Below are 13,806 nucleotides of genomic sequence, written 5' to 3'. Positions count from 1 at the left end.
AAATTCTTACATCCATGAAAATTCCCATGCATCGCCACTTAATTAATGCCACCAAGATTGCTCTGCCCCTACTCCTGATCGGTTTCGTGGGATGTGGCAACCCGCGCGACGATTCGATCGTTTACAAGAAGCTCACTCCCGAGGAGTTCGCCAAGCTGCCTCCCGAAGAGCAGGAAACACCCGAAGTTCAGGAGAACATGGGAGCGGCCTGGAAGGACCCGAACCGGCCGGAAGGGGCGACGAACCCGAAGGGGCCGGGCCGACCAAGGAAGTCGCGGTGAGCTTGCCAAGGCTAACGGCCTGCGGGCTACTGGCCCTCATGGCCGGAGCCCTGGCGGCCTGGTGGGCCAATGCCCCGGCCGACTGGGAACACCTCCAGGTCACAGAGCCTCCCTTCTTGAAGCAAGGCGTCGTCACGCGCTCCCTCGACGGCGAAAAGCTTGATTTCCAGGCGCCGGTTGCGGGAGTCGCGGTCGTTCTCTTCTATTCCCGAGAATGCCCGCTCCCCGCCGAGTCATTGACGACCCTCGCCCGGCTCGCGACCGACTTCCCCGCAAACCGCCTCTTCCTGGCGGGGGTTTGCGTCGATCCCGTTGCGGCTCGCGAGACCATCGAAAAAGACAAACAAGAACACAAGATTGTGCTTCCCACAATCGCTCACGACCGGGACGGCAGCATCGTCCGCCAGTTCGGAGTGAAGCGCGTTCCGGAAGTTTTCGTGCTCGACGACGCGGGACGCCTGCGCTACCGAGGCCGGATCAACGGCCAGCCCCCCACGCCGGGAGATGGGGAGCATGAGCCTGGCACGGCCCATTCGGGCGTGCGCAGCGCGATCGAGGCCGTGCTCTCCGATCGGCCGGTGCCAGCGATCTACCTCGAGCCGGTGGGATGTCCCCCACCTGAGCGGCCCCGCATCCAAGAGGACATAATTGCGCCAACGTATCATCGTGACGTGGCTCCCATCCTTCAGCACAGTTGCCAACCTTGCCACCAGCCGGGCCAGTCCGGCCCGTTCTCCCTCACCACCTACACGCAAGCCGCGAAACGGGCCGGCGACCTGGCGGCCGTCACCGAGCAGCGGTTGATGCCCCCTTGGAAACCGGTGCCAGGGATCGGCCCGCCTCTCAAGCACGATCGCACGCTCCTGGCCTCGGAAATCAAGACACTCCAGACCTGGGCGGCCGCCGGCGCTCCCGAAGGCCAACCTGAGACCGACGAGCCCCCACCCGCAAGCATCCCCACCCCGGAATGGTCTCTCGGCCCCCCCGATCTGGTCGTCGCGATGGACCAGCCCTTTCGGGTTCCGGCAAGTGGTGACGACTTGTACCGCTGTTTCGTCATGCCCACGGCCCTTCCCCAAGATCGATTCCTGACCGCGATCGAGGTCAAGCCAGGGAACCCGCGTGTGGTTCACCACACGTTCGGGTACGTCGACACCCGAGGACTGGGCCGCCAGCGCGACGCCGACGATCCGATGCCTGGCTATCCCTGCTTTTCGGGCTTCACCGGCGATCAAATTTTCGGACTCCTCGGCGGCTGGACCCCCGGCAACGACGCCCATCCCTTCGGCGCGGGGATCGGCCTGGAGCTGCCGCGAAACGCCGACGTCGTGATGCAGGTTCACTACCATCCGAGCGGCAAGGCCGAGTCCGACTGCACCCGGCTCGGCCTCTACCTCTCAAAGACCCCCGTTCGCCAGGCACTCGAATGGGTCTCCGCCTGCCCGGACGTCGGCAAATTCCGCCTCCCGGCCGATGATCCCACGATCCAGGTCGTCGCCAACCTGAACGTCCCGATCCCCGTCGCACTCCACGCGATGACCCCCCACATGCATTGGCTCGGCCGGCGATTCCGCGCGACTGTTCTACTCCCTGGAGGCCGAATTCAGCCGTTGATCGCCATCGACGACTGGGACTTCAACCGCCAGGACACGTACTATCTTCGCGAGCCGCTCTCAATCCCGGCCGGCTCGATCATTCAAATCGAAGGTTTATACGACAACTCATCCCGAAACCCCCATAACCCAAATCAGCCGCCTCAGGACGTCCTCTGGGGGGAAGCCACCACCGATGACATGCTGATCCTCTTCCTCGCCCTCACGCAAGACGGTCAGGACCTGACCCGCCCCGGAGCCCGCAACACTTTCATGGAAGAATTCTTTCAGGGCAAACCGCCGGCCGTGCAATCGAAGGAACGCCCCTCCGCCCGTTGACCCATCCGACCTGTCTCGGATTCCCCCCAACGCCCCGCCTGGGCCGCTGCGTCTATCGCAATCTTTGCCCCAATGTCACGGCCTCGTCGCGTTCCTCGTCCTTACTCATGATCGGGCGGCGGCGGGAACGCGCTCGCTGTCCGAGGCCAAGAACCACGGCCGCCAGGACGGACTTTTAAAGCAAAATGAGGAGCGAACCGATGGAACTGCGATTGAATTATATGAAGCTGGCCCCTGAGCCGTTGAAGGCGATGTATGGGCTCGGCGCTTACCTCGCGAGCTGCGGGCTGGAGACGAGCCTGCTGGAACTGATCAAGATCCGGGTCTCGCAGATCAACGGCTGTGCCTTCTGCCTCGACATGCATACGAAAGACGCCCGTGCGGAGGGCGAGACCGAGCAGCGGATCTATCTGCTCAACGCCTGGCGGGAAGCCCCGTTCTTCACAGCGCGGGAGCGGGCGGCGTTGACCTGGGCCGAAGCGCTCACACAGCTCGGCCATGGCGTCCCTGATTCGGTCTATGCCGAAGCGAGCACGCAATTCACAGAGAAGGAACTGGTGGACTTGACCTGGGCGGTGATCACCATCAATGGCTGGAACCGGGTCGCGATCAGTTCCGGGGTCGTTCCCGGAACGTACCAGCCAGCCAAGCCGCAACATCAACCCTCGGGAGAGAATCATGTTTAAGCTCTTGCTTGCAACCGTCGTCGGCGTGGCCCTCGGGGCTGGCGGCCTTTCCTTGGCTCTCGCCAACCATGCCGAGCCAGGCCATGGGAAAGTGACGCCGCTCTCCGAGCGCGACGTGATCGAAACAATCGACGGGAAGGCGGCCCGAGTAAGCGTGGTCGAGGTGGCCTACGAACCGGGCGAAGCCAGCCAGCCCCACCGCCATGCCGGCCCGATCTTCGGATACGTCCTGGAAGGGGAGTACGAACTCGGTCTCAACGATCAGCCGGTGAAGACGCTCAAGGCGGGCGAGACCTTCTACGAACCCACCGGAATCCTCCACCGGATCTCCCGGAACCCCAACGCCAAGACCCGCACCCGGTTATTGGCCGTGATGCTGCACGCTCGCGACGCGAAGCAAATCACGGTCCCCGAAGCCCACGCGAAAGAAGAGTGATCCCCACAAGCCCAACCGACTTGGAGCGATTTCGTTAGGCGGCTCACATCAGAGGATGAGCGATCCGGGTGGCTGGGCAACCGCCACCCGGTCGACCTGGACCAGAGTGGCAGTGGTGTCCTGGTGAACCTCGGCGGGGGTCGGGCATGTCATTGCAGATGACAAGACTGCGCTCGGCCATTTCCAGACGTCCTCCGAACGGGGATACTCGGGGAAGTTGTCGATCGACGAGGAGGAAGGTTCCTCCGAGGCGAGCGCAGATCGACGCCATGACCCGACTCGGTCGAGCAAGGACGGCGCATGCTCCTGACGATCACGACGACGCAATCGCCCGCCACCGACCTCGGCTACCTGCTGCACAAACACCCCGACCGCTTCCAAAGTTACGACCTCAGCTTCGGCCAGGCGCACGTCTTCTATCAAGAAGCCGACGCCGGCCGTTGTTCGGCCTGCCTGCTCCTAGACGTGGACACGGTGGGCGTCGTCCGGGGCAAGGGGGCAGGGGAGGGTCTGCTCGCTCAGTACGTCAACGACCGGCCCTACGCGGCCTCGTCCTTTCTGAGTGTGGCGATCTCGCAAGTTTACGGCTCCGCGCTCCAGGGGCGCTGTAACGATCGGCCCGAGCTGGCAGCGGCTCCGCGCCCCCTCTCGGCCCGGCTCGACATTCTCGCCGTGCGTGGCGGCGAGCCCTTTTTGCGGGCCGTTTTCGAGCCGCTCGGCTATGTCGTCGAGGCCGAGCGCCACCCGCTCGACGACCGGTTTCCCGAGTGGGGCGAAAGTCCGTATTACTCGGTGACCGTCTCGAAGACGACCACGCTCTCCGACCTGCTGACGCACTTGTATGTCCTCGTCCCCGTCTTCGACAACCAGAAGCACTACTTCGTCGGCGATGACGAACTGGAGAAACTGCTCGCCAAGGGCAAGGGGTGGCTGAGCACTCACCCGGAGCGCGAGGAGATCGCCAAGCGTTACTTGAAGTTCCGCTCGAGCCTCTTCCGTGAGGCCTTGGCCCGCCTCATCGATGAGGAGCAGCCGATCGAGGCCGAAGGCGCAAGCGACGAACAGCCAGCCGAGAAGGTCGAGGCAGCCCTGGAGAATCCCCTCAGCCTGAACGAGCAGCGCCTGGGCTCGGTCCTGGCGGCTCTGCGCGCCAGCAAGGCCCGGAAGGTGCTCGACCTGGGCTGCGGCGAGGGGAAGCTGCTCCGCAACTTGCTCAAGGACAAGCAGTTCGAGGAAATCGTCGGCATGGACGTCTCGATCCGCACGCTCGAAATCGCGCAGGACCGGCTGAAGCTCGATCGCCTCCCCACCAACCAGGAAGGACGGATCAAGCTGATCCAGGGGTCGCTCATGTACCGCGACCGCCGGCTGGAGGGCTTCGACGCCGCCGCCGTGGTCGAGGTTATCGAGCACCTTGACCCGCCCCGGCTCCTCGCCTTCGAGCGCGTCCTGTTCGAGTTCGCCAGGCCCCGGACGGTCGTGCTCACCACGCCGAACCGGGAATACAACGTGACCTGGGAAAACGTTGGAGCCGAGCGCCTCAGACACCCGGACCACCGCTTCGAGTGGACCCGAGCGGAGTTCCAGGCCTGGGCCCAAGCCATCGCCACGCGGTTCGGCTACTCGATCAAGTTCCTCCCCATTGGCCCCGAAGACGGGGAACTCGGCCCACCGACGCAGATGGGCGTGTTCGAGCGCGACTGAAAGCTTCCTCGCGCTTACCAGCGCACTCTCTTGGGGAGCAGGCACAGCTCATCATCCAAAACACCACAACTGCACGCAAGCACCCAACAATACAATAATTATCCGAATCCCGAGCGGCGACCAATGACTTTCAAGATCCCCAAGCTCAGCCTCGTCATCCTGATCGGTCCCAGTGGTTCGGGTAAGAGCACCTTTGCGCGGAAACACTTCTTGCCGACCGAGATTCTCTCGTCGGACGCTTGCCGAGGGATGATCAGCGACGATGAGAACGACCAGGGCGTCACCACGGAGGCCTTCGAGGTACTCCGGTTCATCGCCGGGAAACGGCTGGCCCTCGGGAAGCTGACGGTGATCGACGCCACCAACGTCCAGGCCGAGGCCCGCAAACCGCTCGTTGCGCTGGCGAGGCAGTACCACTGCCTTCCCGTGGCTCTCGTGCTCGCCCTCCCGGAAAAGGTCTGCCACGAGCGGAACCAGGCGCGGCCCGACCGTGACTTCGGCCCCCACGTCGTCCGCAACCAGACGACACAGCTCCAGCGCTCGCTCCGAAGTCTTCGCAAGGAAGGGTTCCGCTACGTCTTCGTCATGGAGACCCCGGCCATGGTCGACGCGGCGACCGTCGAGCGGACGCCGCTCTGGAACGACAGGCGCAATGAGCAAGGTCCGTTCGACATCATCGGCGACGTCCACGGCTGCGGTGATGAGCTGGAATTGATCCTGGAGCGACTGGGCTACACCGTCTCGGCCGAGGCCCTCGGCGGGCCTTTGCTCGCCAGCGGGCCCATTTATACTCACCCTGAGGGCCGGAAGGCGATCTTCCTCGGCGACCTCGTCGATCGTGGCCCACGTGTCCTCGACGTCGTCCGGCTGGTGCGAAACATGGTGGTCCACGGCTCCGCGCTCTGCGTCCCCGGCAACCACGACGTCAAGCTCGTCAAAAAGCTCCTGGGGAAGAACGTCCAGATCACGCATGGGCTGGCCGAGACGCTGGCCGAGATCGAGGCGATCCCCGGCGAGCTGCGCACCCCGTTTGCGAAGGAAGTCGCCGAGTTCCTCGACAGCCTGGTGAGCCACTACGTCCTCGATGGCGGCCGCCTGGTCGTCGCCCACGCCGGGATGCGCGCGGAGATGCAAGGGCGAGGCTCAGGCAAGGTCCGCGACTTCGCCCTCTACGGCGAAACGACCGGCGAGACCGACGAGTTCGGCCTCCCCATCCGCTACGATTGGGCCAAGGAATATCGGGGATCGGCGCAGGTCGTCTATGGACATACACCGGTTCCATCGCCCGAGTGGCTCAATCGCACGGTCAACATCGACACCGGCTGCGTCTTCGGCGGCAGGCTGACCGCCCTGCGCTATCCGGAGGGCGAGTTCGTCTCGGTCCCCGCCGCAAGGACGTACTGCGTCCCCACGCGCCCCTTCCTACCCCCCGCCGAGGCCCAGGCCCCAGCCCTCTCCGCGCAGCAGTCGCACGATCAGGTACTCGACGCCGAGGACGTACTGGGCAAGCGGATCATCCCGACCCGGCTCAGGGGGAACGTCACGATCCGCGAAGAGAACGCCGTGGCGGCCCTGGAAGTGATGAGCCGGTTCGCCGTCGACCCGAGGTGGCTGATCTATCTGCCCCCCACCATGTCGCCCTGCGAAACCAGTCGCGAGCCCGGCCTGCTCGAGCACCCCGCCGAGGCGTTCGCCTACTACCGGAGCCAAGGGGTCCCGCAGGTGGTCTGCGAAGAAAAGCACATGGGTTCAAGAGCCGTGGTCGTCCTCTGCCGCGACGAGGCGGCGGCCTGGGATCGGTTCGGCGTCACCACGGGCGAACTCGGGATCGTCACCACGCGCACGGGGCGACGGTTCTTCAACGACACCGATCTGGAGCGGCGATTTCTCGATCGGGTCCGATCGGCCCTCGACGCCACCGGCCTCTGGGACCAGCTCAATACGGCCTGGGCCTGCCTCGACTGCGAGTTGATGCCCTGGTCGGCCAAAGCCCAGGAGCTCTTGCGAACCCAATATGCCGCAGTCGGCGCAGCGGGTTCCGCCGCGCTTCCGCCCGCGATCGCCGCCCTGGAGCAGTCGGCAAGCCGCCTGAATGGAGAGGAACGCGAAAAACTCACCGGGATCGCAGCCGCCTATCGTCTCCGAGGGGAGGACATCGGCCGGTTCGTCGCCGCTTATCGGCAGTATTGCTGGTCGGTGGAGTCGCTGGCGGACTTGAAGCTTGCCCCGTTCCACCTGCTCGCCACCGAGGGCCAGGTTCATGCGGACAAGGATCATCTTTGGCACATGACAACCTTGGCCGACCTCTGCCGGGCCGACCCTGAACTCTTACGAGCGACCCCGTCCTTGGTCGTGGATGTGACCGATCCGGCGAGTCAGGCGGCGGGGATCGCCTGGTGGGAAGAGCTCACGGCCCGAGGGGGCGAAGGGATGGTCGTCAAGCCCTTGAACTTCATCCACCGCGGATCTCGAGGCCTCTCCCAGCCCGCCGTGAAGTGCCGTGGCCGCGAATACCTGCGGATCATCTACGGCCCCGACTACACGACGGAGGAAAACCTGGTGCGGCTCCGCTCGCGCGGCCTGGGCAGGAAGCGGTCGTTGGCCCTGGGCGAGTTCGCCCTCGGCCTCGAAGCCTTGGAGCGGTTCGTCCGACGAGAGCCGCTCCGCAGGGTTCACGAATGCGTCTTCGGCGTCCTCGCCCTGGAGAGCGAACCCGTGGATCCAAGGTTGTGAGTGGCATCCCACCAGCCCTTGGGCCAACCAAGGGCGATGGGCTTCAATCCGCTTGATCTCTCATAGGTGTTCTGAGGCAAGCGAAGCTTCTCAGGCGAATGGGGTTTCTTTCTGGGCTCGATCCTATATCCTAATGCGACGAGGTGAGCTTGAGCCCAACAACGCCTGCAAGGATGAGCATAATGCAGGCCAGGCGACGGAGGTCGGGAGACTCACCCAGCAGGAGAATCCCGAACACAACGGTGCCGACGGCGCCGATTCCGGTCCAGACCGTATAGGCCGTTCCCAGCGGAAGCGACTTGAGGGCCACCCCAAGCAAGTAAACGCTGGCGAACATGAAGGCCACGAATCCGAAGGTCGGCCAGGGTTGCGTGAACCCCTTCGTGTACTTCAGGCAGACCGCCCAACCGATTTCGAACAGGCCGGCAATGACCAGGACAACCCAAGCCATAGCTTTCTCCTGGAGAGGAGAGCTACGGGGTCGTCCCCGCACGATTCGAGCTTGGCGTGGGAACAGTCCCCACGAAGCATGGGGTCGTCCCCACAGTATCATATTACGCCCAGTGGCAAGGGTCGGGCCACGTTCTCCCTTTTTATCCTGGGACGGACAGCACCCCGCCCGCTCTATGAATGCAATTTTTAGAATTGAAGAGGCGGGCGGGGCACCCGCGGTCCCAGAAAAAAAGCGGAAAATCATGTGTTGTCAACGTGAAAGTGCGATCCCCTGCGTCTTCTCGATCACCCAGAACACGAAGTCGGTATCCGGGCAATTGGCGCCGAGCCGCTTGAGTTTCGAGGCGATCTGGCCCCGGTGGTAGGTCGCGTGGTTGACCACGTGGCGGAGGATGGCCCAGACCGGCAGTTGGAAATCGTCGCCCGCCAGGTTGCGGTACGCCAGGATCGTCGCGAGCTGCTCAGGCGTGAGCGTGGGGAGCAGACGGTCGAACGCGTCGTGCGCTTTGTCGAAGAGCCGGACGACGTCGTCGAGGGTGGGCAACTCCTGTTCGGTCGGCCTCGAGGTGACGGTCTCCCCCTGGAGCCGGCGGGACCAGATGTCGGTAGCGCCGGCCACATGGATCATCGTGTCGCGGACCGAGGACCAGCCGGGGACCGGTTCCTGACCGTACTGCTCGGGAGAGAGTTGCCCAACGGCCTTGACGAGATGGGCGGTGGCCCAGCGGTTGTACTCGTACAGGGCAAACAGGTCGTCTTGCATCGCCAAAAGTCTCCTGACCCTTCTCGCTCGGGAAAATCGCGGCGGCCTGATCCGATCCGGTCGCCGCGAGAAATTATGATATTAGACCCAACGACTCGGCCCTGCGTTCGCGCTCGCGGCGGGAGTTGAGTTGGCAAAGGTCTCCCTCGACGCTCTGGGATTCGCGAGACCAGGATCATACAATGGTGCAATGCCGGGTGAGGAGGCTCGCCTGGCTCGTGGTGATTCACTCACGCACAAAGGGTAATGGGGCGGCGCGAGGAGCGTCGGCGCGATGGATCGGTTGACCGTGCTCTGTTTCGGGGGGACGTACGGCCTGGCCCTGGCGAGCGAGCTGGCTCGGTTCGTGGTCCGTGGTGCGGCGCGCTGGTACTTGACCGTCGCCCTGACCGCCTTGGCCTGGTTGGTCCAGACGGCCTACCTGACCAACCTGGCCTGGGTTCAGCGCAAGGTCCCGGTGACCACCGCGTTCGAGTCGCTGATGGTGCTCTCCTGGATCTTCGCCCTGATCGGCCTCTACCTGATGGTCCGCTCGCCCAAGCCGATGGCGGTGGGGGTGTTCGTGCTCCCGCTCGTCCTGGGCCTGGTGGTCTCCGGCCAACTGGCCTCGCCGCGCGACGGCTGGGACCAGTGGGGGAGCGCGACGCGGTTCTGGGGCACGGTCCACGGCCTGTTCCTGCTGGCGGGTGCGGTCTCAACCTGCGTGGCGTTCGCCGCCGGGCTGATGTACCTGGTGCAGTCGAACCGGCTGAAGCACAAGCGGCCCTCCCGGTTCGGGTTCGCCTTGCCCAGCCTCGAGCAATCGGAGCGGCTGAACCGCGGGGCCATCACCGTCGCTTTCCCGCTCCTGACCTGCGGCCTTCTGATCGGGGTGATCCTCGACCTGGTCCTTCGAGGGGCCGCAGCGAGGACGCCGCTAAGCTGGACCGACCCCAAAGTCGTCAGCGCGTTCCTCATGTGGCTGGTCTTCGCCGCACTCTTGCACGCCCGGTTCCGGCCGGCAATGCGGGGACGGAGTCTGATGGTACTGACGATCATCGCCTTTGGCTTCCTGGTGTTCACCTGGGTCGGCGTCGACGTCTTGAACCTCCCGACTGCCCACGGCATGGGCTCGCCGGCCGGGAGGAAGGCGCTGTGAAGCTTCTGACTCTGGGTGTCGATCACCGCTCCGCCCCCACCTCAATCCGCGAAGCCCTCGCCTTCGACGGTCCCAAGCTCGCGCGCGGGCTCGACACGCTGGCCGAGTCGTTCCCCGGCAGCGAGTTCGTCATCCTGTCGACCTGCAACCGGGTCGAAATCTATGCCGCAGGCGCTCCCCAGGAGGTGCCGGACCTCGAGGCCCTGACCGACTTCTTGTCCACCTTCCACGCGGTGCCGGTCGATCGGTTCGCCCCCCACCTCGTGAGCGCCCAGGACAATGAGGCGGTCGCCCACCTGTTCCGAGTCGCCGCCAGCCTCGAAAGCCTGGTGCTGGGTGAGGGACAAATCCTCGGCCAGGTCAAGGAGGCGTACCAGGCGGCGATCAAGAACAGGACGGTCAACTCGATCCTGCACCACGTCTTCCAGAATGCCGCCCGCGTCGGCAAGAAGGTCCGCGAAGAGACCGGCCTAGACCAGGGCAAGCTCTCCATCGCCAGCGTGGCCGTCGACGTCGCCAAAGGGGTCTTCGACACCTTCTCCGACAAAACGATGCTGGTCATCGGCGCAGGCAAGATGGGGGACCTGACCCTCCAGCACCTGAAAGCGCTCAACCCCGGGCGGATCCTGGTGAGCAACCGGAGCCCCGAGCGGGCCGAGGTCGCCGCCGCGCGCTGGGGAGGCAAGGCCGTCCCCTTCGACGAGCTCTTCCTGGCGCTCAAGGAGGCCGACGTCGTCGTCAGCACGACCGCCGCCGAAAAGCGGATCGTGACCTACGACCAGTACGTCCGCGTCCAGCACGCCCGCCGCAACCGCCTGTCCCTGATCCTCGACATCGCAATCCCGTGCGACTTCGACCCCAAGATCGGCGACCTCGAGGAAGTCTACCTCTACAACGTCGACGACCTCCGCGCACAGGCCGAGCAAAACCGGAGCCGCCGCCAGAAGGGAATCGACCCAGCCACCGCCATCATCGAGCGCGAAACGGCCGCCTGCTGCGCGGCCCTGCGACATCAGCGGCACGCCGGCGCGGTGCTTCGCCAACTCGGCGACCACGCCGACGCGATCCGCCGCCGCGAGTTCGAAGCCCTCTGCAACGCGCGGCCCAGCCTCAACGAGGCCGACCGCGAAGCGATTGCCCATATGATGTCGCGGTTCCAGAACCAACTCCTCCACCAGCCCCGCGCCACCCTCCGCTCGGCCGCCTCGGAACCGGCCGCCGAGCACCCCCACACCCTGCTCAACGCCGTCCGCCACCTCTTCGGGCTGGCCGATCTCTAACGTGCTTCATCCAGGCTTGCCGCGTCGCCCCCCCTTGCGGCCCTTCGACTCCTTGTCCTCAGGCGAGATCCGGTAGAGACACCGGCGGGCGCCTTGGACGATATGCTCAACTCGCTCGACCGAGGCCTCCGGCCCCAGCACGTCGCGGAACGTACTGAGCTCGGCCCGGCAGAATCCCTGGCAGGCGGTTGCGGCCACGCAGATCGGGCAGTGGTTCTCGGCCAGGACGAACCCGTTGCCCTCCGCCCAGAACTCCGCCATGTACCCTTCCCGGGTCCGGGCCTCGGCCAGCCGGGCCACCCGCTCGCCCAGCCCGGCCCCCTCGAGCGCCGTGGCGTAGGCCTCCTTGGATTCGGCCGCTCGCGCGTCGATCAGCCTGTCGAGCACCGCTTCGCCAAGCTCCGTCCGGATCGAGCGGATCAGCCCGGCAGTGAGCTCGGCATGGGCATCCGGAAACCGGGCATTCCCTGCGTCCGTCAAGCTCCAGACCTGGGTCGGACGCCCAACGCCACGTGACTCCGCAGTGGCGACAACCAACCCATCGGCCGCGAGCCGAACGAGCTGCTGCCGCGCTGCCTCCCCGGTCACACCTGTGGCCCGACCAAGCTCTCCCGCCGACTGCGGCCCCCGACTCTTCAAAAGAACCAGGAACCGATCCCCCGCCGGCCGAAGCGCATTTTCCAATCGATCGCTTGACATATTCAGGCTACCTGACTATTTTTCAAAGTGACTTGTTGGAAAATTATAGAACCGGGTCGGCCGCGATGCAACGCACCGGGCCGGGGAATATCATGGAGAGTGGCCCCGGCCAATCCGTTGTCTGCCGGCCGCGTCAGGAAAAACTTGGTCATCCGAATTTTTTGAGAAACAGATTTCGGGCATTGCTGAGGGTGAAACCCATGACTTCCGGATCCGCCATGCCGGCCATCAACGGACTGCTGGAGACGGCGCTGTATGTTGACGACCTGGAACGGTCTGTCCGGTTCTACCAGCAGATTTTCGGCTTCAGGACCTTCGAGGAGGGGAGTTCGGAGTCGCCCGCTAAAGAACCTGACCCTCGATTCTGTCCGCTCCAGATCCCTGGGCGTCAGGTCCTGCTCCTCTTTCGGAAGGGCGAGTTCACGACGACAAGCGTCCTTCCTGGAGGCACGATTCCCCCGCACGACGGTCGCGGGACGCTGCATCTCGCGTTTGCGGTCAACGCTGATGACCTCGAACGCTGGAGAGAGTGGCTGTCATCGCACGGAGTGCAGGTCGAGGGTGAAACGACCTGGCCGCGGGGCGGAGTGAGTCTCTATTTCCGGGATCCCGACGGCCACTTGCTGGAGCTGGCAACACCCGGACTCTGGCCCATTTACTGATCGAATCGACGTGTGCCCCACCCTATTGGTGCGTCTCCAAGCGCAGGGCGGGGGTGTGACGGTCGCTTGTTTGGAGCGAGGTGCGCGCATGAATCCGGCCGATCCCAACTTCATCGACGTCAACGCCTACCTGGACCGCATCGGTGATTCCGGCGATCGAACCCCGTCGCCGGAAGTGCTCGAGCGGTTGCATTTCAACCATGTCACCCGGATCCCATTCGAGAACCTCGACATTCATCTCGGGCGGCCGATCCGCCTCGACCTGGCGAGCTTGCAGTCCAAGCTAGTCTGGAGCCGGCGCGGCGGTTACTGCTTCGAGCAGAATACGCTGTTCGCCGCCGTGCTGGAGGAGCTCGGATTCCACGTCACGAGACTGTCCGGCCGCGTGCGTCTGAGAACGCACCGGGCCACGCCTCGCACCCACATGTTCTTGAACATCACGCTCAAAAACACCACCTGGCTCGCAGACGTTGGGTTTGGCGGCGAAGGCCTCTTCCGGCCGATCCCGATGGTGAGCGGGCCTTCCTCCCATCAGCATGACCGAACGTTCCGCTTGATCGACGACGAGGGTCTCTGGGTCTTGCAATCCCTCATTGAAGGGATCTGGACCGACCTCTACGCCTTTACGCTCGAGCCGCAGCACAGCATCGACTGCGAGGTGGGCAACTATTACACCTCAACCCATCCCGACTCTCCCTTCCTCCGCACCTTGACGGTCCAATCGCGGACCCCGGAAGTCCGCCAGGTCTTGCGCAACCGGGAGCTTGAGATCAGGCGAGGGGGACAGGCAACCCTTCGCACCATCGCGAGTGACGAGGAGCTGCTGCACGTTCTCACCGAGTGCTTCGACTTGCGGTTCCCTCCCGGCACCCGGTTCCAGTCGATCGTTTCGGCACTCCCGGCGAACGTGGCGTCCGAACTCTGAGCTGTTGGCCGCGGTTTTCTTTGATTTTCTTATGCTGCTACGACCAAGCCAAATGCTGCTGGGTGCCACGGCTTCCGTACTCGGAACCCATGCAGGAATGACGCAGAACACACAA

General features: G+C 64.5%; 13 protein-coding genes. 10 read left to right on the top strand and 3 right to left on the bottom strand.

Translation table 11 applies throughout. The features are described from left to right. The first annotated feature begins 26 nt into the window (after positions 1-26). The 6 genes from SINAC_RS01125 (at position 27) to SINAC_RS01095 (ending at position 7,771) form a co-directional block, all read left to right on the top strand. Positions 27-281, top strand: a complete 255-nt coding sequence (locus tag SINAC_RS01125) for a hypothetical protein (RefSeq protein ID WP_020467056.1) — start codon at positions 27-29, stop codon at positions 279-281. Then, positions 278-2,212, top strand: coding sequence for a redoxin domain-containing protein (locus tag SINAC_RS01120; protein WP_015243864.1), 1,935 nt, complete (start codon positions 278-280; stop codon positions 2,210-2,212). Before SINAC_RS01125 ends, SINAC_RS01120 begins: the two co-directional genes overlap by 4 nt. Before the next feature lie 200 nt (positions 2,213-2,412). Beyond that, positions 2,413-2,898, top strand: coding sequence for a carboxymuconolactone decarboxylase family protein (locus SINAC_RS01115; RefSeq protein WP_015243863.1), 486 nt, complete (start codon positions 2,413-2,415; stop codon positions 2,896-2,898). Continuing rightward, positions 2,891-3,334: a cupin domain-containing protein gene (locus SINAC_RS01110; RefSeq protein WP_015243862.1), complete on the top strand. Its 444-nt coding sequence runs from the start codon at positions 2,891-2,893 to the stop codon at positions 3,332-3,334. The genes SINAC_RS01115 and SINAC_RS01110 overlap by 8 nt, the downstream gene beginning before the upstream one ends. Positions 3,335-3,634: 300 nt before the next feature. Then, entirely contained in the window at positions 3,635-5,038 is a 1,404-nt protein-coding gene (locus tag SINAC_RS01100; RefSeq protein ID WP_015243861.1) for a 3' terminal RNA ribose 2'-O-methyltransferase Hen1, read from the top strand. Positions 5,039-5,161: 123 nt separating this feature from the next. Beyond that, the gene (locus SINAC_RS01095) at positions 5,162-7,771 is read left to right on the top strand and encodes a polynucleotide kinase-phosphatase (RefSeq protein WP_015243860.1); all 2,610 of its coding nucleotides are present in this window, start codon (positions 5,162-5,164) and stop codon (positions 7,769-7,771) included. Positions 7,772-7,901: 130 nt separating this feature from the next. On the opposite strand, the gene sugE is transcribed toward SINAC_RS01095, so the two are convergent. Both sugE and SINAC_RS01085 read right to left on the bottom strand, forming a co-directional pair. Further along, positions 7,902-8,222 (bottom strand): quaternary ammonium compound efflux SMR transporter SugE, encoded by a 321-nt coding sequence (gene sugE, locus SINAC_RS01090; protein WP_015243859.1) that lies wholly within the window; start codon positions 8,220-8,222, stop codon positions 7,902-7,904. Between the two features lie 252 nt (positions 8,223-8,474). Continuing rightward, positions 8,475-8,987 (bottom strand): DinB family protein, encoded by a 513-nt coding sequence (locus SINAC_RS01085; protein ID WP_015243858.1) that lies wholly within the window; start codon positions 8,985-8,987, stop codon positions 8,475-8,477. Between the two features lie 274 nt (positions 8,988-9,261). On the opposite strand from SINAC_RS01085, the gene SINAC_RS01080 reads away from it, so the two are divergent. Both SINAC_RS01080 and hemA read left to right on the top strand, forming a co-directional pair. After that, complete coding sequence (locus SINAC_RS01080; protein ID WP_015243857.1) at positions 9,262-10,125, top strand: cytochrome C assembly family protein; 864 nt, start codon at positions 9,262-9,264, stop codon at positions 10,123-10,125. Next, positions 10,122-11,405 (top strand): glutamyl-tRNA reductase, encoded by a 1,284-nt coding sequence (gene hemA / locus SINAC_RS01075; protein WP_015243856.1) that lies wholly within the window; start codon positions 10,122-10,124, stop codon positions 11,403-11,405. Before SINAC_RS01080 ends, hemA begins: the two co-directional genes overlap by 4 nt. A gap of 6 nt (positions 11,406-11,411) precedes the next feature. Here hemA and SINAC_RS01070 read toward each other — a convergent pair whose 3' ends face one another. Continuing rightward, positions 11,412-12,104 carry a helix-turn-helix transcriptional regulator gene (locus SINAC_RS01070; protein WP_015243855.1) on the bottom strand — a complete coding sequence of 231 codons (693 nt, stop codon included), beginning with the start codon at positions 12,102-12,104 and terminating at the stop codon, positions 11,412-11,414. A 200-nt stretch (positions 12,105-12,304) separates the two neighbouring features. Between SINAC_RS01070 and SINAC_RS01065 the strand changes: the two genes are divergently transcribed. Beyond that, positions 12,305-12,766, top strand: a complete 462-nt coding sequence (locus tag SINAC_RS01065; protein WP_015243854.1) for a VOC family protein — start codon at positions 12,305-12,307, stop codon at positions 12,764-12,766. Between the two features lie 88 nt (positions 12,767-12,854). After that, positions 12,855-13,691, top strand: coding sequence for an arylamine N-acetyltransferase family protein (locus SINAC_RS01060; protein WP_015243853.1), 837 nt, complete (start codon positions 12,855-12,857; stop codon positions 13,689-13,691). Positions 13,692-13,806: the final 115 nt, after the last annotated feature.

The sequence above is a fragment of the Singulisphaera acidiphila DSM 18658 genome, from assembly GCF_000242455.2.
GTDB lineage: Bacteria > Planctomycetota > Planctomycetia > Isosphaerales > Isosphaeraceae > Singulisphaera > Singulisphaera acidiphila.
The sequence above is the reverse complement of the archived record's forward strand: the minus strand, read 5'-3'. Positions and strand labels throughout refer to the sequence as shown.